Origin of the sequence: Rahnella sp. PAMC25559 (assembly GCF_050632365.1) — a bacterium.
Lineage (GTDB): Bacteria > Pseudomonadota > Gammaproteobacteria > Enterobacterales > Enterobacteriaceae > Rahnella > Rahnella rivi.
In genome coordinates this window covers 83,184-100,801 of the sequence record NZ_CP192543.1, presented here as the reverse complement: position 1 = coordinate 100,801, position 17,618 = coordinate 83,184, and the positions used below count along the sequence as shown (strand labels likewise).

Sequence of the window (17,618 nt, the reverse complement as noted above, 5' to 3'; positions counted from 1 at the left end):
CAGTACGGCCATCACTTCTTTAAAAACCACTGAGGTTTTAACCATTATGCACAAGAACAAGCGTCCAACGCAACCCCGTGAAATTACGCGCTATGACTACGTTCGACCTGCCGATCCTATTGGCGCCGCACCAAAGGCTTTTCAACAACGTTTCGCCTCCGAGTGGCGGAAGGTGAAAGCTCAGCATGAGGAGAAAGGAGATGAATGATTCTTCAAAAGCTAAGATTGCCGCCACTCATAAATGTTCATTCTGCGGAAAGAACAACGTTGAAGTTAAAGGCGCGCTAATTGCCGGTCCTGGTGTTTGCATTTGCCAAAAATGCGTCTTCGGCTGCGTGGAAATTATTTTTGAATCCAATGAGAAATCTGGCGGAGGCATCGAAACAAAATGATGAATACCGCTCAAGATATCGTTGTGCCAATTAGGCCTGATTTGCAGGTCGTGGAGCGTCGCGTGGCCGATCTCGATGATGGGTATACACGGCTGGCAACAATGCTTCTGGAAGAGTATGCAGGCGCAAATCTCAACCGTCGCCATTACAAAGTTTTGCTTGCCGTTCTCCGGCTGACTTATGGCTGGAATAAGAAATCTGACCGCATGACAGATCAGCAAATTTCCGACATCTGCAAGCTGCCGCGCCAGAAAGTAAACGAGGCTAAAAACGAGCTTATCTCTATGAAAATAATCATAAGAGAAGGCAACCGGATTGGGCCAAATAAGAACGTTTCGGAATGGGATTTTAGTCAGTGTCACCAAAACGGGGACACTGTCACCAAAGCGGTGACAAAAAGTGTCACCAAAATGGGGGTTGTAGTGTCACCAAATCAGGGTCACACCATAGACATTATTCCAAAGACATTAAAAACAGATCCCCCTAAAGCCCCCAAGGGGGAAGCCGGGAAGGAATTTTCAGAACAAGTTCTGGCAGATGCAAAACAGGCTCTCGAGTATTACAACGAGATCACCCAAGGCAGTTGCCGTTCTGCAGAACCATTCGCAGTGCTTCTGACTAAAACCCAGTCTCGCAGCGCCTACACCCTGCAAGACCTGCAGTTGGTTATTCGCTGGGTAGTGCAGAAGTGGAAGCGCCGGAATAACACCGTGGCGAAGCCTGCCAACATCTGCCGAGTAAACCGGTTTGATGGCTATCTGTCTGACGCCGAAGTTTGGCAGAAAACCTGCGTAGACATCGACTGTCAGGCCGTGATTGATGCCTACAACGAAGTGACCGCTGGGCGCATGGCGCCAGCCGATTTGTACCGCGACCGCTCGATCGCTATCCGTGAGCTGGCGAGCCATCTTGCCAAACAGACACCGGAAGGTTTCCGTGCGTACTTTAGGGCGTTCCTTGCCGATGCCCGTGAATATTATTTTGGAGGCGCTGACGGCCTCGGCTGGCGCGCAGATTTCGATTACCTGATGCAGCCGAAGACGTTGCGCAAAGTGCGGGAGGGAACCCTGTGATCAATACCGATATTGAGGCCAGCGTGATCGGCGGCCTGCTGCTGAACGGCTATACCCCAGACGCGGCGGATGTGCTGGCCACTCTAAGCCATGAGGCTTTCTCAGTGCCGTTTTACCGCGACACGTTCAAAGAAATTAAGCGTCAGGCCAACAATCGCGGCCTGATCGACAGCTTGCTGGTGGCGGAGGCAATGGGAAATGACCAGTTCGCTAACGTCATGGAAACCATGCGTCAGTGTCCGTCAGCGGCCAACCTGAAAGGCTATGCACGCATCGTCGGCGAGTTCTCACAGATCCGCCAGTTCTCCCAGCTGATGGAAACCTATTACGACCAGATCACCGGCGCGAATAACCATGAACGAGCGATAGACACCATTCAGGAATTTGTCAGTCAGGTGCTGAGTATTAACCGGCCGGCGGATGAGGTTCAGCCCATTCACATCGATGAGCTGATGGGCTCATATGGCGACGTGCTTGAGCATCGCCTTGTGAACGGCGAGGAGTCGGATACCCTGAAAACCGGTATTCCTGAGCTGGATGAAATCACCGGCGGCCTGAACAACGAGGATCTGATCATCGTTGCTGCGCGCCCTGGTATGGGCAAAACCGAGTTTGCCCTGACCGTGGCCGAAGGCGTGGCGGAAAGCACAATTCGCATCGGGGAAGAGGAAATTCCACGCGGCGTGTTGATTTTCAGCATGGAAATGAGTGCGCAGCAGGTCATCGAGCGTCAGCTGGCTGGCGCTGCGAACATGCCTGTTTCCTCACTGCGCAAACCTTCACGGATGGACGACGAGGACTGGGCGCGCGTATCGATGGGCATTAAGCGTCTGTCTGGCCTGCAGGTTTGGGTGGTTGATGCGTCGAAACTGACCATTGAGCAGATCCGGGCAATTTCTGAACGGCACAAACGGAAATACCCAAATCTCTCACTCATCCTGTGCGATTACCTCGGCCTGATCGAGAAGCCGCGCGCCGAACGAAACGATCTGGCGATCGCCCACATCTCTGGCGGCATGAAGCGCATGGCGAAAGATCTGAAGACGCCAGTGATGTCCCTCAGCCAGCTGTCCCGCGACGTGGAGAAACGCCCGAAAGGCCAGAAGCGCCCGGTTAACTCCGACCTGCGCGACGGGGGGAGCATCGAGCAGGACGCCGACGGGATTTATATGCTGTACCGCGAAGGGGTGTATGACCCGGAAAGCCCTGCCGCGCCGTTCGCTGAAATAATCGTTACCAAGAACCGATTTGGTGAGCTCGGTACCGTTTACCAGCAGTTCAAAAACGGCCATTTCAAACCGACCGATCAGGCGCACGCCGCCGAGATGTGCAAACAGCGCCAGTCAGCGCCAGCAGCTGCAGGCCGCCGTTATGGGAAGGAGGATTTTTGATGGATGACTTCTGCTTGCACGAAACCACTAAGGCGCAGCTGTGGCCTGTACTGAAAGAGCTGGTCGCATCCGGTAAGCGCTACCGCGTCAGCATCAAAGAGTGGCATGACAAGCGTTCAGTAAGCCAGAACGCGCTGCTTTGGAAATGGAACGGCGAAATCGCCGGGCAGCTCGTCAAAGCCGAAAAGGGTACTTTCACCGGCGAGCAGCTGCATGAGTACCTTAAAGAGATTTATTGCCCGGCGAAGGCGATCACCGTCATGGGTGAAACGCGCTACGTGAAATCGACCAAGCTGCTCGACACAGGGGAAATGACGATTTATCTCGATCAGCTCAATACGTGGGCGCGTCAGCGCGGCATCCGCTTGACCATTCCAGACCGATGCGAATACCAGCAACTTAGAACACAACAGGGAGCCTGATGAAAACCTACGCGATAACGCCCATTCCTAAGCCACGGATGACGCAGAGAGACCGCTGGAAACAGCGCCCGCCTGTGCTGCGTTATCGCGCCTTCTGCGACGAGGTGCGGCTAAACCGTATTTCTCTGCCTGATTGCGGCTGGCACGTCACGTTTGTATTGCCCATGCCCGCCAGCTGGAGCAAAAAGAAAAAGACAGAAATGGCTGGCAAACCGCACCAGCAGAAACCAGACAAGGACAATCTGGAAAAAGCATTGCTCGATGCCATTTTCGAAGACGACTGCCGGATCTGGGACGGTCGTGTCTCTAAGATTTGGGGTGAAACCGGTCAGATAATTATTGGAGAAACAGCATGAATCTCGAAGCAGCTATAAAGCATTTTTCACCGAAAAGCCTGATGATCAGCGACTCATCGCGCGCGACAGCATCTGCTGCCCTGACCGGTACCGATGTGATGGCTGCTCTGGGTATGGCGCAGGCGCGCGCTGAACTGGGATTCGCTCTGTTCTTCGCAAAACACATGAAAGACCGACAGAGCAGGGACAAGGCCGTGAAGTTGCTGGCGCAGATCGCCATGAAGATAGCACCAGTAACCATCGGCAAAGTTGCTGGTCGACGAATGGCAAAGGCCATGCTGATTCTCTGTGGTCAGGCGGTGGAGGTTTATTGCCGAACCGCAGATGATCCTCATGTGCGCTGCCCGCAGTGCAAAGGCCGCCGAATAGTTGCAGCGATAGCGCTGGCGAACGGCGGGGGAGTTGTTTGCGATTATGCTTTGATGGGCCTGGCCGAAGGGCAATTTAGTGAGCCTGAGGAGCGTGAATGTCCGCGTTGTCATGGTAGTGGTTTGAAAGCTTCCCCGTCATCACGCGCTTACCGGGCGGTAAATGCGTTGCTCCCTGATCTGCCTCAGCGTACTTGGTCCCTTAACTGGAAACCTTTGTATGATGAACTGTTGAGTCGCTGCGAGGCCGAAGAATCCCAGGCAGACGCGCAGTTTATGAAAATAACGCGTAGCGATACGATGGCGGCATAATTTCAACTTATTGCTAATTTTAGCGACGCGTTAGTTGCATTCTTGCCGAAAGTGTAATAGATTTCTCCCAATGATGGGATTTTAATAACCCAATGATTTTAAGCCTCGGCACTCGCCGGGGCTTCTGCGTTTCTGAGGCTGCCAATTCGGCGGCCTTTTCTCGTTTTGGCGGCCAGTCAATCAGCTAACCATTCATCCTTTCGCAAAAGGACTGCGCCGCTAAATTATCTTCGACTACGCACCCAACCGGATGACCGGAGGGGGAGACTATGAAAATGGACCAAAGCTCAGGAAACATCGTCACGCAGTTTTTTGCGTGGTTCGCTGCGATAGCGGCTGCCTGCGGTTTCACCACTCAAGACATGGTTTACATGCTGTTTGGCCTCATCGGCGTGATCATTTCCTTTGCGTCGTATGTCAGTGGTCGCCTGGACGCCCGCAAGGCACGAAAAGAAAATGAAAAGCGCACCAAAATTGTCAGTGACTATCTTGACGACGCGCGGGCTAAACCAGCTCACGAAAAGCCAGCCGCCGCGAAGGTGATCAGCGAAGCGCTTTCAAAAGCGGAAGGCTGATATGGCTAATTATAAAACGAAGCTTAGTGCCGCTGTGCTGGCGCTGGTATTGGGTGGCGCATCTGCCCCGGCTATTCTCGATCAACTGCTGGATGAGAAAGAAGGTAACAGCCTGACTGCCTATCAAGATGGCACCGGCCTGTGGACGATCTGCCGTGGCGCAATCCGTGTCGACGGTAAGCCAGTCTATAAAGGTATGAAGCTGACCGCGGCAAAGTGCGCGCAGGTGAATCGGCTGGAGTCAGACAAGGCGATTGCCTGGGTGAAGAAAAACGTCAGCGTTCCGCTTACCCAGCCTCAGATTGCTGGCATCGCCTCGTTCTGCCCCTACAACATCGGCCCCTCGAAATGTTTCTCATCCACTTTCTACCGCAAGCTCAACGCTGGCGATAAGCACGGCGCCTGCAGCGAGATAAAGCGCTGGGTGCGTGACGGTGGCAAAGACTGCAACGTGCGAGCAAATAATTGCTTCGGGCAAGTTCAACGCCGGGATCAGGAAAGTGAACTGATGTGCTGGGGACTGGATGGATGACAATGAAAGCATGGGTGGTTGTTGGCGTGGAACTATTACTTTCGGCGATGCTGGTTTATATCCTGCTCGGTGAGGTTAGTAAGCAAAGCGCTCGGGCTGATAAAGCAGCGTCTCTTGCACAAGAACGGCAACAAACGATCGATGATATGCAGGTGCGTCAGCGCGATGTCGCTGCACTTGATGCCAAATATACTGGAGAACTGGCAGATGCTAAGGCCAATATTGAAAAGCTGCATGATGATGTTGCTGCTGGCCGTCAGCGGCTGCAACTCAACGCAACCTGCCCGCACACCGACAAATCGCCCGGCACCACCAGCCTGGATGATGGCACCAGCGCCAGACTTACTGACGCCGCTCAACGGGATTATTTCACCCTCAGAGGTCGAATCGAAACCATCAACAAGCAATTGACCGGACTCCAACAGTACGTGCGTGATCAATGTCAAAAATAATATGTTTTATTTGGAAATATATTGAATGCTGTTGAAATAGTCCCCATAACCCAAATGCGTCAGAACTATTCTGGCGCCATCGTTATAACTTCAAGGGATCACCATGAAAGACGGTATTTATTATGTTGTTTTTAGCAGCAATCATAATGATGTAGGTAATGGCACTGTAGTAGCGAAAGATGGGGCCATTAACGGTGGAGATTTCGGATTTACATATCAGGGTAAAGTGCACGGTAATGTGCTTGATTTACATGTCACCCAGCACGATGCTCGGGCAACCAATGTTATTCCTGGCTTAAATCGCTACACAATTAATTTGTTATTGGAAGAGGTTGATGGCGGCTATAACCTGAAAGGTTCTGTTAATGAAGCGCCACAGGCACAGCTTTCCGTCCGAGCCAAGCATATTGGTAATTTGATATAACGTACCCACAAAATTCTAACCGCCTCCGGGCGGTTTTTTTATGGAGTGAAAATGACGCTGACAGATGAACAGAAGGCGCTTTTCGCTGCTCTTACTGCGTTACAAAAAAAATACGTGACGCAGCTGCTGAAAGGCAAAAATCAAACTGACGCCTACAAGAAATCGGGCGGCAAAGCCAAAGGTGATGCTCTCCGTGCCGCCGCCTCCCGTTTGTATGCAAATGTTAACGTAAAAGCGTTTCTGAAATCCGTGCAGCATGAACAGGTTTCTGAGGCTGTGATGACGTATCAGGAAGCGCTCGAGCGGCTGACAGTAATGGGGCGCACGTCCATTGCTGACCTTGCTACATTCGGGACACAGGTTGTTGGCGAAGATGATGACGGGCATCCGGTCATCCAATCCACCTGGGCTTTTAAGAACTCGGACGAATTGAAGCCGGAACACCTCGCCGCGATATCAGAGCTTACTGCTGGCAAAGATGGCCTAAAGCTCAAATTGCACGATCCGAAAGCGGCGATTAAACAGCTGGCCGAGTTGCAAGGCTGGGAAGCGCCGAAGAAAACCGAGATTAGCGGACCGGGCGGCGGCCCGATCCAAACATCGAACCTGACGCCTGATGAAGCGGCGGAGGCGTACCGGAAAATGATGGGATAAGGTCGTCCTATTAAAGACGACCATTACTCGATGCTTTACGCTTTTGGAGCAGAAGGACGATTGATGCGTCCTAAGGCTCGAATTGCTGCTTCTTTTACATCATTGCTTTGATCGCGCGTTAAATCTAATAAACGAGTGGTAACTGATAACGTCGGATGTCCTCCTTCTCCCAAAGCATATATAGCGGCAATCTTGAATTGATTATTAAATTCTTGTGTTAATTCCAAAAGCCGAGTTGTCACAGATAGTTGCATATTACCTCCTTTTTTTAAGTGGGAATTAACTATGTAACCATAATTTATTTAGATCAATAAACTTGGTGTAATTATGCCGATCCCATTCCCGTTTAATTTCAAAGAGCCGGACTACATGCAGGTTTTTGAATGGCGGATGGAGAGGCTCCAGCGCATTCGGCAAGACCCGCAACTACTTCCGGTTCTCAAAGCCTTTTACAAAGACAATCCCGCTCAATTCATCATCGATTGGGGCATGACCGTGGATCCGCGCAATGTCGAACGCGGACTGCCAGCGCGCATCCCGTTCCTGCTGTTCCCGAAGCAGGAGGAGTGGATCCAGTGGTTCGTTGAACGCTGGCGCAGCGCCGAGCCGGGTATTACGGAAAAGACGCGTGACATGGGCATGTCGTGGCTGACGGTCGGCATGGCGTCATCGCTCTGCCTGTTCAATCGCGGCGTATTCGCTGGCTTCGGCTCCCGTAAAGAGGAATACGTCGATAAGATCGGCTCCCCGAAGTCGCTATTCGATAAGGCTCGAAATTTCATATCCCTGCTGCCTGCTGAGTTTCGCGGCGGCTGGAGCGTCAAGCAGCACGCACCACACATGCGAATCCTATTCCCTGATACCGAATCGGCCATGACCGGTGAGGCGGGCGACGGGATCGGGCGTGGTGACCGAACCAGCTTTTACATTGTCGACGAATCAGCATTCTTGGAGCGGCCGTATTTGGTCGATGCCTCGCTTTCGGCGACAACGAACTGCCGCCAGGACGTATCCACGCCCAACGGCATGGCAAACTCATTCGCTGAGCGCCGTCACCGCGGCAAAATTAAAGTGTTCACTTTTCACTGGCGCGATGACCCTCGCAAAGATGACGCCTGGTATGCCAAGCAGGTCGAGAATCTTGACCCGGTCACTATCGCGCAGGAAATCGACATCAACTACAACGCGTCCGTTGAGGGCGTGTTGATCCCGTCTGCTTGGGTACAAGCCGCCATCGATGCTCATGAAAAGCTTGGCATTCAGCCAACCGGCCAACGGATGGGGGCGCTCGATATCGCCGATGAAGGTAAGGACACCAACGCATTCACGACGCGGCACGGTTTCCTGTTGGAGAATGTCGAAGAGTGGTCAGGCAAGGGCGATGACATTTTCGGCACGATTCAGAGAGCGTTTGGAATCTGCGACGATCAGCGTCTCGAAACTTACCGCTTCGACAGCGATGGTCTCGGTGCTGGCGCGCGCGGTGATGCCCGCGTTATCAATGAGCAGCGCGAGGCACAGAGTCAGCATCAAATAATGGCTACTCCGTTTCGCGGTAGTGGAAGTGTCTTTGATCCCGATGCGGAAGCTGTGCGCGGCGACAACGGACAGCCTGGGCGTCTCAATAAAGACTTCTTCGCTAACGCCAAAGCTCAGAGCTGGTGGAGCCTGCGCACGCGGTTTCAGAAGACGTATCGCGCCGTGGTCGAGGGCATGGATTTCACTCCGGACGACATCATTTCGATATGCGGCAACATTGAGAAACGCGGGAAGCTTATCTCAGAACTGTCACAACCCACTTATTCGGTCAACGGAGTGGGCAAAATCATCGTGGATAAAAAACCTGATGGCACGAAGTCACCCAACCTGGCTGACTCGGTCATGATTGCGTACGCGCCAATGAATACCGCCTTGGATATTTGGGCGCAACTCGGCAGAGGCTGAATATGTCAGAAACACAATCTGTCGAGTCGATAAGCATTCCGACCCACGACAGTTACGAAAACTTTGTCGCCCGGCTCGGTTTGAACGAGTCAAATCAGTCGGGCGCCAGCACCTACAAGAACAACTGGACGTCGCGCAACCGGCTTCTGGTCGAGCAGGCTTATCGCTCATCATGGCTGGTTGGCGTGGGCGTTGATGCCGTTCCCGACGACATGACCCGCAAGGGGATTACCATTACCTCTAAGCTGGAGGACGGGCGCAAAAAGCAGCTCGATAACGCTTGGGATGAGATGGGACTGTGGGAGGCATTAAACGACACGCTCAAATGGGCGCGGCTATACGGCGGCGCGGTAGGCGTGATCCTCATCGACGGCCAGAACTATTCGAAGCCATTACGCATTGAAGCGATTGAGAAGGATTCCTTCAAAGGCATCATGGTAATGGATCGGTGGATGCTCAACGCGACCACAGAGCAACGCGTCAAAGAGATTGGGCCGGACTTTGGCATGCCAGAGTTCTACCGCGTCGTGACGTCCGCAACGGGCATCCCTCCGTGGAAGATTCACCATTCGCGACTCATTCGTTTCGATGGCGTCACGCTGCCATATCAGCAGCGCCTGACTGAAAACGACTGGGGCATGTCAGTGATCGAGCGTTGTTTCGACCGGCTCTTAGCGTTCGATTCCGCTACTACTGGCGTGGCTCAGTTGGTTTATAAGGCACACCTGCGCACCTACAGCATCGAGGGGCTCCGTGGCTTGTTGGCAATGGGCAAAGATAATCCAGCATTCAAAGCGCTGATGGCGCATATGGACATGATCCGCCAATACCAGAGCAACGAAGGCATGACGATTATGGACGCCAAAGACAAATTCGAGGCGCACACCTATTCGTATGCCGGGCTCAGCGATGTGCTGGCGCAGTTCGGGCAGCAGGTATCCGGCGCGTTCGGTATTCCACTGGTTCGTCTGTTCGGCCAGTCACCGGCAGGATTTTCTACCGGCGACGCCGACCTCTCAAACTATTACGACAACGTGTCCACTCAGCAGGAGCGCAAGCTGCGGCGACCGGTTAGAAAGTTGTTTGCCGTGCTGCACATGAGCATGTTCTCAAAACCACTTCCGGACGACTTCTCGTTTGAGTTCAACGAACTGTGGCAGACACCTGACGGCGATCGTGCAGAAACGGCCGGCAAGGTGGTTGATGCGACGGTTAAAGCAGTTGATGCCGGGCTTATGACTGAGAAAGCCGGTGCACAGCATCTGCAGGAGACGTCACGTGTAACCGGGCTGGGCGGAACTATAAGCGACGAGGATATTGATAATGCCAGCGATCTCCCGCCGCCGAGCGAGAAAGACCTCGATCTTGTCCAAGCCTCCCAACCTAAAGAGGGCGGAGCGCCAGCTCGGAACACAATTACGACAGATAGCGCAGGCAGTCGGAGCAATCGTCGAGGGCTCTTACGATGGTTCCAATGATAGCGTTACCGACATCATGGACCGGCTGGAGCGTTATGCGGACCTGATTGAACCTTGGGCCGAGTCAGTATCCGCACGCCTAATCGAAACGCTGAAAATTTCGGATGATGCGATGTGGCGTGACAGGTCACTAGCCATTTCCGACGGACTGCGTGAGATCATGGATAGCAGCACTGGCCCCGCTGTTCGAAGCATGATGTCGGAGCAAGTCAAACTCTTCAAATCCCTTCCTCTCGAAGCTGCCGACCGCGTTTATGACATCCACAATCAGGCTATTGAAGCCGTGGTGTCAGGTAAGCGTTCAAGCGAGCTGCAAAAAGAAATCATGCGAACGGGCGATGTGGCCGCCTCGCGAGCTCGATTGATTGCCCGCACAGAAGTTGGGCGAGCATCGACGGCAATCACTCAGGCCCGTTCGGTTGCGATTGGTTCCGAGGGATATATCTGGCGTACATCAGAGGACGGCGACGTTCGGCCATCTCACGCCAAAATGAACGGGAAATATGTCCGCTGGGATTCCCCGCCAACGCTTGATGGTATGACCGGCCACGCGGGCCAGTTTCCCAATTGCCGTTGCTACCCAGAAGTGGAAATCCCTCATTCCAATATTTTCGCTTCTAACGCTCGACAAACTCTCGACGGGATTCGCATTGCCTCGGTCGATGGCAAATCAGTGAGGGTTAGAACTAAGGCCTGATAATGAAATATTTCTATACCACTCGCCTGGGCAATACCCGCTTTGAAATGGCCGACGGCTCGCTGCTCTGTAAAGACGTGCCAATCGCGCGCACCGGCATGCAGGCATACGACGAAAGCGAATTGGAAGGCCTGATCGGCGACGAGGATGGCGAGATCGTCGTCACTCGAGACGCTGACGAAGTCTTTCGTCCAGAAACGCTGGCCTCATTCGAAGGTATGGCATTCACCCTCGGTCACCCTAAGGACATGGTTAATCCGGGGAACTGGAAAGACTACGCTCACGGCCATATTCAAAACGTCCGGCGCGGCACTGGCGATCAGGCAGATTTGATGCTCGGCGATATCCATATCAAAACCGCCGAGGGTATTCAAAAAGTGATGGATGGTCAGGACCAGATCTCCATGGGCTACGACGCTGAGTACGAGCAAAGCGGACCCGGCAAAGCACGGCAACACACCATTATCGGTAACCACTGCGCGAGCGTACCCAACGGGCGTGCAGGTATTCGTTGTTCAATCGGAGATAGCAGATTCATGACAACCAAAAATCAGGGCTGGTTAAGCCAGCTGAAACGAGCGATTAAAACCAAGGATGCCGATGGCCTGGCTGAACTGGTTGATAACGCGCCAGCAGAGCTGATCGAGCCAAGCCTTGATTTGGCTCGGGCAGTAAATATTACTATTAACCCAGCTCAGCCCCTGCCACCAGAGAAAGAGCTTGGCGGATTGACTACTGACGAGAACGGAGAAGGCGGCAGCACAGCGGTAGGCGAGCTTGAGAAGAAAGTCGATGCGCTGGCGCTTCTGGTCCAGCAGTTGATTAATCCTGGCACGGACACCACTGACTCAGACGATCCTGACGAATTGGACGAAAAGAAGAAAATGACCACCGATGCGGCTTATCAGCAGGGTGTCATTTCGCGTGCCGACCTGATCATGCCAGGCGTTAAACTGCCTGAAGGTGGCAAGCTGGCATCGTTCAAGCGTTCAGTAATGGATGCTGCATTCAAAACGACTGAAGGACACGCGCTTCTGATGCCTTTGGTTGGCGCTGCGCCGGACTTTGCCAAAATGCCCAAAGCGACCCTGGACGCCACATTCATTTCCGCCAGCGAAATTGCAAAGGCGCGGAATAACGCTGTTGTTAACTCAGGGCGCATCAGCGCCTTTGACGCCTCTAATAAAAACTCTCCGGCTGCCCTTAACGCGGCTTACGCAGCTCACTGGAAAAAATAAGGTAAATCAATGACCGCATACCTGTACCGGATGCCAGTAGGCATCGCCGGGGCTATCTCACGCCCGCAAGACCTGACCACCGAGCCGGTAATCCTGAATGCTGCGAATACTTTCAGCTTTTACGGTCTCGCCGGTAAAGACAGTGTGGATGGCAAATTTATCCCGCTGGTGGCATCAGATCCTGCCACCGTCATTACCGGGCTTTACGTCCGCCCGTACCCAACCACATCGACGCCGGATCTGGTTCGTCAGGTTGGTAACACCAGCAACTTCAGCGGTGACGTGATGAAGCGCGGCTATATGACCGTTAACATCGGCAGCACCGCTGTGAATCTTACTAAAGGCGCACCGGTTTACGTGCGCAATGCCAATCCGACGGCCGCCAGCCCGCTGGGTGCAATTCTGGGGGCAGCAATCACCGATGAAACGGTAGTGCTGCCAAACGCAACATTTACTGGCGCTGGCGATGCTACCGGCAATGCCGAAATCGCTTACAACATCTAAGGGAACCGCTAACTATGTTTACTTTTGACCAAGCCACCGTAGACGGTACCGGCGCGTTCCTGATCGGCGAACTTGAGCGCCTCGATCAGACTCTGAACATGCCTCTGGTGGGGTACACCTGGTCGCGCGATATTCAACTGCGCGAAGACGTCTCTATTGCTGATGACATCAGCTCATTTACCAATAGCTCGTTTGCCGCAGCGGGTACGCCAAATCCTAATGGTAAAAACTGGATTGGTAAGAACTCCACCGCTATCGCGGGTGTGAATCTCGACATTGCCAAAACTGGTTTCCCACTGACTCTCTGGGGTATGGAGCTGGGCTGGACCGTTGTCGAACTGGCCGCCGCTGCCCAAGTAGGCCGTCCGGTAGATACGCAGAAGTTCGATGGCATGCAACTGAAGTGGAACATGGATACCGACGAACAGGTTTATCGGGGCGACAGCCAGCTGGGTGTGAAAGGTCTCTTCAACTACACCGGCGTTTCTCTGGGTAATGCAACAAAGACCTGGGCATCATCCACTAATCAGGAAATCTTGGATTCAATCAACAAGATCCTGACCGATGCATGGATGGCTTCGGGTTATACCCTGGTACCGCGTGATCTGCGCCTTCCACCAAAAGCGTTCGCGCTTCTGTCACAGCGCATCGTATCCGATGCCGGTAATCAGTCGCTCCTGACCTATCTGCAACAAAACACCATCGCCTTCCATCAGAACGGTGTACCACTAAATATCTACGCGGTGAAATGGCTTGAAGGCGCAGGCGTAGGGGGTACCGATCGTATGGTGGCTTACACCAACGATAAGAAATATGTCCGCTTCCCGATGGTTCCGCTGCAAAACGTACCGATTCAGTATCGCGGTATCTACCAGCTGACAACCTACTACGGCAAGTTGGGAGCGGTGGAATCGCCATACCCTGAAACCATGGCCTATCTGGACGGCATTTAAACTCCCAAACCAAGCCCCGTAAGGGGCTTAAAGGAACATTTCATGGCTAAAAAAACTATCCGAGTTCATACGCCGTTCAACTTCAATTTTGAAGATGGCGCCAGTCAGCGCTTTGAAACTGGCGAGCATACTGTTGATGATCTTGTGGCGGATCACTGGTTCGTTAAGGCGCACGCCGACATTACTGGTAAAGCAAAGGCGGCTGCTGACACGAAAGAGTTTCAGTCACAAATCGACAGCCTGACCGCTCAGTTGGCCGAGAAGGATAAAACCATCGTCGAACTCCAGACGGGCTGCGAAGAAAAGACCCAGCAGATCGACAGCCTGACCGCTCAGTTGGCGGCTTTGCAAGCGCCAGTTGTTGAGGAAGCCAACGATGGCAAAAAATCGAAATCTACCGACAGTAAGTGATTTTCGACGCGACTTTCCACAGTTCTCCGATGCAACAAAATACCCTGAAACAGTTATTCAATTCCGCCTCAACCTTGCCGACCTGTTAATCGATGGTTCTGCGATGGCGGAATTGTTTCCCTACATCGTTGAGCTCTTCGTTGCACATTATCTGGCGCTTTACTCGAGCGACAGCAAATCTGCAGCAGTCGGCGGTGCAGGAGGAAGCAACAGCGGTGTTCTTACTTCAAAGTCTGTGGATAAGGTGAGCATGGGGTATGACACCAGCGCCACTTTAAATCCCGATGCGGGCTTTTGGAATAACACGCGCTACGGATCGGAGTTTTGGCAATACATCTCGATGTTCGGCTTTGGCGGGATCCAGCTATGAAAAGTGGTCTGACGGTGAGAGCTGACAGAAGTCAGGACATTTTGTCTGCGCTTCTGAAATTAACTAAACGGGATGTTCTGGTGGGTATTCCTCAGGCTGCTGATACACGGGAACCGGAGGATGGAGAGAAACCCGGCATCGGGAACGCAGCGATCGGGTATATCAACGAAAAAGGCTCGCCCGCACAGAATATACCAGCGCGCCCTCATCTAACTCCCGGCGTTCAGTCAGTACAGAATCGCACTGTGGACAAGCTAAAGCTGGCCGCTACTGCGGCGCTTGAGGGAGATGCAGCGGCAGCTGACCGGGCGTTAAATGCAGCCGGGATGATCGCTGCCGATGGCGTTAAACGATACATGACCATCACCGGTTTCACCCCTCTGGCCGAGAGCACACTTAAAGCACGTGCCGCTCGGGGCCGAAAAGGTGCCGCGAAAGAACTTGCCAGCCGCGCAGCCGGTAATGCAGCAGACAACGCGAACGCCAGACCGCTGATAGACCAGGGGCAGTATCGCCGCGCCATCACCTATGTCGTGAGGGATAAAAATGCCGAATCTTGATGTGACTGAAATCCTCTTCGATCCTGACTTTGCAGACTTCTCACTGGTCGTGACACGCAACGCTCAGTCTGTTGACGATGACGGTTTTGCTACCAATGCGCCGACAACATCAACCTTTACCGGAGTCGTGACCGTTGATCGCTCGCTTGAGGCGAGGCGCATGCAGGCGGGGCAGGTAGTAACAGGTGCAATTCTCATTATCACCACGGAGCGGCTCACGCAGGGACAGACGGGCATTGATGCGGATATCGTGACGTACCAGAACAGGGACTACCGCGTAACGTTTGTCGATCCTTATACGGCTTATGGTACTGGTTTTGTTCAGGCGCATTGCGAGTTGCTACCGTTTGATGGGGGAACGCCAATTGAGCAATGACACCACCACTGCCGGATGGTTGACACCGACCGGTGACCCGCCCGATGACGACGAGGCATTAGAGCGAAAACTAAGTCAGTGGGTGCGAGGCTTGTCCGGGTTACCTGCCAAAATGGTCCGGCCCCGGTGGACGCCAACGCAGGCCCCGTTGCCGCCGCAGGACACAAACTGGTGCGCGTTCGGGATTATGGATATTTCTGACGATGCCAACCCAGCCTTTCAAAACCAGACTGACGATTCCGCTGAAATGTGGAAGCACGAACAAATCCAATGCATGGCTTCGTTCTACGGTCCAGGCAGTCAGGGCGTCGGTTCACAGTTCCGCGATGGCCTGAAGGTTTCCCAGAATAATGCCCAGCTCAACGCGCTCGGTTTGTCTCTTAGTTCATATACCAAGCTCACCTCAGCACCCGAACTGATCAACAACCAGTGGGTGCGGCGCTATGACATGACCATTTACTTGCGCCGCAAATTGATCCGTACCTATGGAATCAAAACCTTCCTATCAGCACCTGTTTCCTTCTTCGGAGATTAAACCATGCCACAGGGCTTACCTGTTTCTAATGTCGTCAACGTTGACGTCATCATGTCGCCGACGGCGGCAACGGGGCGCAATTTTGGCGCTCTGCTCATTCTCGGCCCATCCGAGGTTATTCCGATCGCCGAGCGCATCCGCCTGTACAGCGGTGCCGAAGATATCGGAACAGACTTTGGCGTGACCAGCGAAGAATACAAAGCCGCTACGGTATTTTTTTCGCAATCACCCGCACCGACTCAGGTTTACGTAGGGCGCTGGGCGAAGACGATCGCTACAGCGGAAACCGGCACGCCGGAAACTCTGCTGCAGGCTGTTAACGCTGTCTTGCAGTTTACCAACTGGTACGGCCTGGGCATTGCTCACACCGACGCGCTGGTGGACGCCGACGTGTTGTCTGTGGCTACCGCTATCGAATCAGCGAGCGTTTCCCGCATCCTTGCGGTGACCACTCAGGATCCGGATACGCTGGTGACTGCAACAACGACCGACCTGGCGTCGAAGCTGAAAGCAGGCAGTTATGGACGCACGTTCTGCCAGTATTCATCCTCCAGCAAGTATGCGGCGCTGTCGGCGTTCGGTCGGGCATTTACCGTGAATTTCAACGGCAATAACACGACCATCACCCTGAAATTTAAGCAGGAGCCGGTCGTAACCTACGAAACCCTGACTACGGCGCAGGCCGCGGCGCTCGATGCGAAGGATGCCAACGTATTCGTGTATTACGCGAACGACACGGCGATCATTCAGCAGGGCGTGATGTCCAACGGCGATTTCTTTGATGAGCGCCACGGCCTCGACTGGCTGCAAAACTATGTGCAGACCAACCTTTTCAACCTGCTGTATACCTCGACGACCAAAATCCCGCAGACCGAAGCCGGTACTACGCGTCTGCTGACCAACGTTGAGCAATCTATGGATCAGGCGGTTTCTAACGGGTTGGTTGCCGCGGGCATCTGGAATGGTGGCCCTATCGGGCAGGTCAGTCCGGGCGACACGCTCACCAAGGGCTATTACGTTTATGCCAACCCGCTGAGCACGCAGGCGCAGGCCGACCGCGAGAAGCGTAAAGCTCCGCTCATTCAGGTGGCGTGCAAACTTGCTGGCGCTGTTCACTTCGCTGACGTTCAAATCAACGTCGTTCGATAAGGATAAAAAATGCCTACTTATTCCTTTATGGATGTTTCAGCATCCATGACCGGCCCGACCGGCATTATTGATCTGGGCTATGGTGCCGCCAATGCCGAGGAAGGGATCACCGTTGCAATGGCCGAAGCGAAGAACACCATGACGGTGGGCGCTGATGGCGAAGTCATGCACAGCCTTCATGCGGGTAAAGCCGGTACTATTACCGTGACTCTGCTCAAAACGTCGCCGGTGAATAAAAAGCTGTCTTTGGCGTACAACGCGCAAAGCCAGTCGTCTGCGCTGTGGGGTAAAAACGTATTCGTTGTCCGCAACTCCGCATCCGGTGACCTGGCCACCATCCGTTCCGCAGCCTTCCAAAAACAACCCGATTTCGCTAACGCCAAAGATGGCGGCACGGTGGCGTGGGTGTTTGACGGCGGCAAAGTGGATGAACTGTTAGGGGAGTTTTAATC

Annotated in this window: 25 protein-coding genes; 24 read left to right on the top strand and 1 reads right to left on the bottom strand. The window is 53.5% G+C overall.

Annotation, left to right across the window (positions count from 1 at the left end; genetic code table 11):
• The first annotated feature begins 200 nt into the window (after positions 1-200).
• From ACQZQY_RS01725 to ACQZQY_RS01675, 11 genes are all read left to right on the top strand, one after another.
• Positions 201-392, top strand: a complete 192-nt coding sequence (locus ACQZQY_RS01725; protein ID WP_431296508.1) for a ClpX C4-type zinc finger protein — start codon at positions 201-203, stop codon at positions 390-392.
• On the top strand, positions 389-1,465 hold the full coding sequence (locus ACQZQY_RS01720) for a replication protein (protein ID WP_431296507.1): 1,077 nt from the start codon (positions 389-391) through the stop codon (positions 1,463-1,465). Before ACQZQY_RS01725 ends, ACQZQY_RS01720 begins: the two co-directional genes overlap by 4 nt.
• Positions 1,465-2,856, top strand: coding sequence for a replicative DNA helicase (locus ACQZQY_RS01715; protein WP_431297235.1), 1,392 nt, complete (start codon positions 1,465-1,467; stop codon positions 2,854-2,856). The genes ACQZQY_RS01720 and ACQZQY_RS01715 overlap by 1 nt, the downstream gene beginning before the upstream one ends.
• Positions 2,856-3,278, top strand: coding sequence for a YbcN family protein (locus tag ACQZQY_RS01710; RefSeq protein WP_431296506.1), 423 nt, complete (start codon positions 2,856-2,858; stop codon positions 3,276-3,278). The genes ACQZQY_RS01715 and ACQZQY_RS01710 overlap by 1 nt, the downstream gene beginning before the upstream one ends.
• Positions 3,278-3,634, top strand: coding sequence for a RusA family crossover junction endodeoxyribonuclease (locus ACQZQY_RS01705; protein ID WP_431296505.1), 357 nt, complete (start codon positions 3,278-3,280; stop codon positions 3,632-3,634). The genes ACQZQY_RS01710 and ACQZQY_RS01705 overlap by 1 nt, the downstream gene beginning before the upstream one ends.
• Positions 3,631-4,314, top strand: coding sequence for an antitermination protein (locus ACQZQY_RS01700; RefSeq protein WP_431296504.1), 684 nt, complete (start codon positions 3,631-3,633; stop codon positions 4,312-4,314). Before ACQZQY_RS01705 ends, ACQZQY_RS01700 begins: the two co-directional genes overlap by 4 nt.
• 269 nt (positions 4,315-4,583) lie before the next feature.
• Positions 4,584-4,889: a hypothetical protein gene (locus tag ACQZQY_RS01695; RefSeq protein ID WP_213050923.1), complete on the top strand. Its 306-nt coding sequence runs from the start codon at positions 4,584-4,586 to the stop codon at positions 4,887-4,889.
• Position 4,890: 1 nt separating this feature from the next.
• Entirely contained in the window at positions 4,891-5,421 is a 531-nt protein-coding gene (locus ACQZQY_RS01690) for a lysozyme (protein WP_431296503.1), read from the top strand.
• The gene (locus ACQZQY_RS01685; protein ID WP_431296502.1) at positions 5,418-5,873 is read left to right on the top strand and encodes a lysis protein; all 456 of its coding nucleotides are present in this window, start codon (positions 5,418-5,420) and stop codon (positions 5,871-5,873) included. The genes ACQZQY_RS01690 and ACQZQY_RS01685 overlap by 4 nt, the downstream gene beginning before the upstream one ends.
• Positions 5,874-5,976: 103 nt before the next feature.
• A complete protein-coding gene (locus tag ACQZQY_RS01680; protein ID WP_414064420.1) occupies positions 5,977-6,297 on the top strand; it encodes a GrlR family regulatory protein in 321 nt (106 codons plus the stop codon).
• Between the two features lie 51 nt (positions 6,298-6,348).
• Positions 6,349-6,951: a terminase small subunit gene (locus ACQZQY_RS01675; protein ID WP_431296501.1), complete on the top strand. Its 603-nt coding sequence runs from the start codon at positions 6,349-6,351 to the stop codon at positions 6,949-6,951.
• Positions 6,952-6,986: 35 nt separating this feature from the next.
• Here ACQZQY_RS01675 and ACQZQY_RS01670 read toward each other — a convergent pair whose 3' ends face one another.
• The gene (locus ACQZQY_RS01670) at positions 6,987-7,205 is read right to left on the bottom strand and encodes a HEAT repeat domain-containing protein (RefSeq protein WP_414064422.1); all 219 of its coding nucleotides are present in this window, start codon (positions 7,203-7,205) and stop codon (positions 6,987-6,989) included.
• Between the two features lie 73 nt (positions 7,206-7,278).
• On the opposite strand from ACQZQY_RS01670, the gene ACQZQY_RS01665 reads away from it, so the two are divergent.
• From ACQZQY_RS01665 to ACQZQY_RS01605, 13 genes are read left to right on the top strand one after another with little or no spacing between them, the layout of a single operon-like run.
• Positions 7,279-8,895, top strand: coding sequence for a TerL protein (locus tag ACQZQY_RS01665; RefSeq protein ID WP_431296500.1), 1,617 nt, complete (start codon positions 7,279-7,281; stop codon positions 8,893-8,895).
• A gap of 2 nt (positions 8,896-8,897) precedes the next feature.
• Positions 8,898-10,373 (top strand): DUF1073 domain-containing protein, encoded by a 1,476-nt coding sequence (locus tag ACQZQY_RS01660; protein WP_431296499.1) that lies wholly within the window; start codon positions 8,898-8,900, stop codon positions 10,371-10,373.
• A 16-nt stretch (positions 10,374-10,389) separates the two neighbouring features.
• Positions 10,390-11,070, top strand: a complete 681-nt coding sequence (locus ACQZQY_RS01655; protein ID WP_414064425.1) for a phage minor head protein — start codon at positions 10,390-10,392, stop codon at positions 11,068-11,070.
• Between the two features lie 2 nt (positions 11,071-11,072).
• The gene (locus tag ACQZQY_RS01650) at positions 11,073-12,308 is read left to right on the top strand and encodes a DUF2213 domain-containing protein (protein WP_431296498.1); all 1,236 of its coding nucleotides are present in this window, start codon (positions 11,073-11,075) and stop codon (positions 12,306-12,308) included.
• Positions 12,309-12,317: 9 nt separating this feature from the next.
• Positions 12,318-12,812 carry a structural cement protein Gp24 gene (locus ACQZQY_RS01645; RefSeq protein ID WP_431296497.1) on the top strand — a complete coding sequence of 165 codons (495 nt, stop codon included), beginning with the start codon at positions 12,318-12,320 and terminating at the stop codon, positions 12,810-12,812.
• Between the two features lie 14 nt (positions 12,813-12,826).
• Positions 12,827-13,765, top strand: a complete 939-nt coding sequence (locus tag ACQZQY_RS01640; protein WP_414064428.1) for a DUF2184 domain-containing protein — start codon at positions 12,827-12,829, stop codon at positions 13,763-13,765.
• Between the two features lie 42 nt (positions 13,766-13,807).
• Complete coding sequence (locus tag ACQZQY_RS01635; protein ID WP_431296496.1) at positions 13,808-14,176, top strand: STY1053 family phage-associated protein; 369 nt, start codon at positions 13,808-13,810, stop codon at positions 14,174-14,176.
• Positions 14,142-14,546, top strand: a complete 405-nt coding sequence (locus ACQZQY_RS01630) for a DUF4054 domain-containing protein (protein WP_431296495.1) — start codon at positions 14,142-14,144, stop codon at positions 14,544-14,546. The genes ACQZQY_RS01635 and ACQZQY_RS01630 overlap by 35 nt, the downstream gene beginning before the upstream one ends.
• Entirely contained in the window at positions 14,543-15,106 is a 564-nt protein-coding gene (locus ACQZQY_RS01625; RefSeq protein ID WP_431296494.1) for a hypothetical protein, read from the top strand. Before ACQZQY_RS01630 ends, ACQZQY_RS01625 begins: the two co-directional genes overlap by 4 nt.
• Positions 15,093-15,482 (top strand): head-tail adaptor, encoded by a 390-nt coding sequence (locus ACQZQY_RS01620; protein WP_414064431.1) that lies wholly within the window; start codon positions 15,093-15,095, stop codon positions 15,480-15,482. The genes ACQZQY_RS01625 and ACQZQY_RS01620 overlap by 14 nt, the downstream gene beginning before the upstream one ends.
• On the top strand, positions 15,472-16,017 hold the full coding sequence (locus ACQZQY_RS01615) for a phage neck terminator protein (protein ID WP_431296493.1): 546 nt from the start codon (positions 15,472-15,474) through the stop codon (positions 16,015-16,017). The genes ACQZQY_RS01620 and ACQZQY_RS01615 overlap by 11 nt, the downstream gene beginning before the upstream one ends.
• 3 nt (positions 16,018-16,020) lie before the next feature.
• Positions 16,021-17,166, top strand: coding sequence for a DUF3383 family protein (locus ACQZQY_RS01610; protein WP_431296492.1), 1,146 nt, complete (start codon positions 16,021-16,023; stop codon positions 17,164-17,166).
• Positions 17,167-17,175: 9 nt separating this feature from the next.
• Positions 17,176-17,616, top strand: a complete 441-nt coding sequence (locus ACQZQY_RS01605) for a DUF3277 family protein (RefSeq protein ID WP_431296491.1) — start codon at positions 17,176-17,178, stop codon at positions 17,614-17,616.
• Positions 17,617-17,618: the final 2 nt, after the last annotated feature.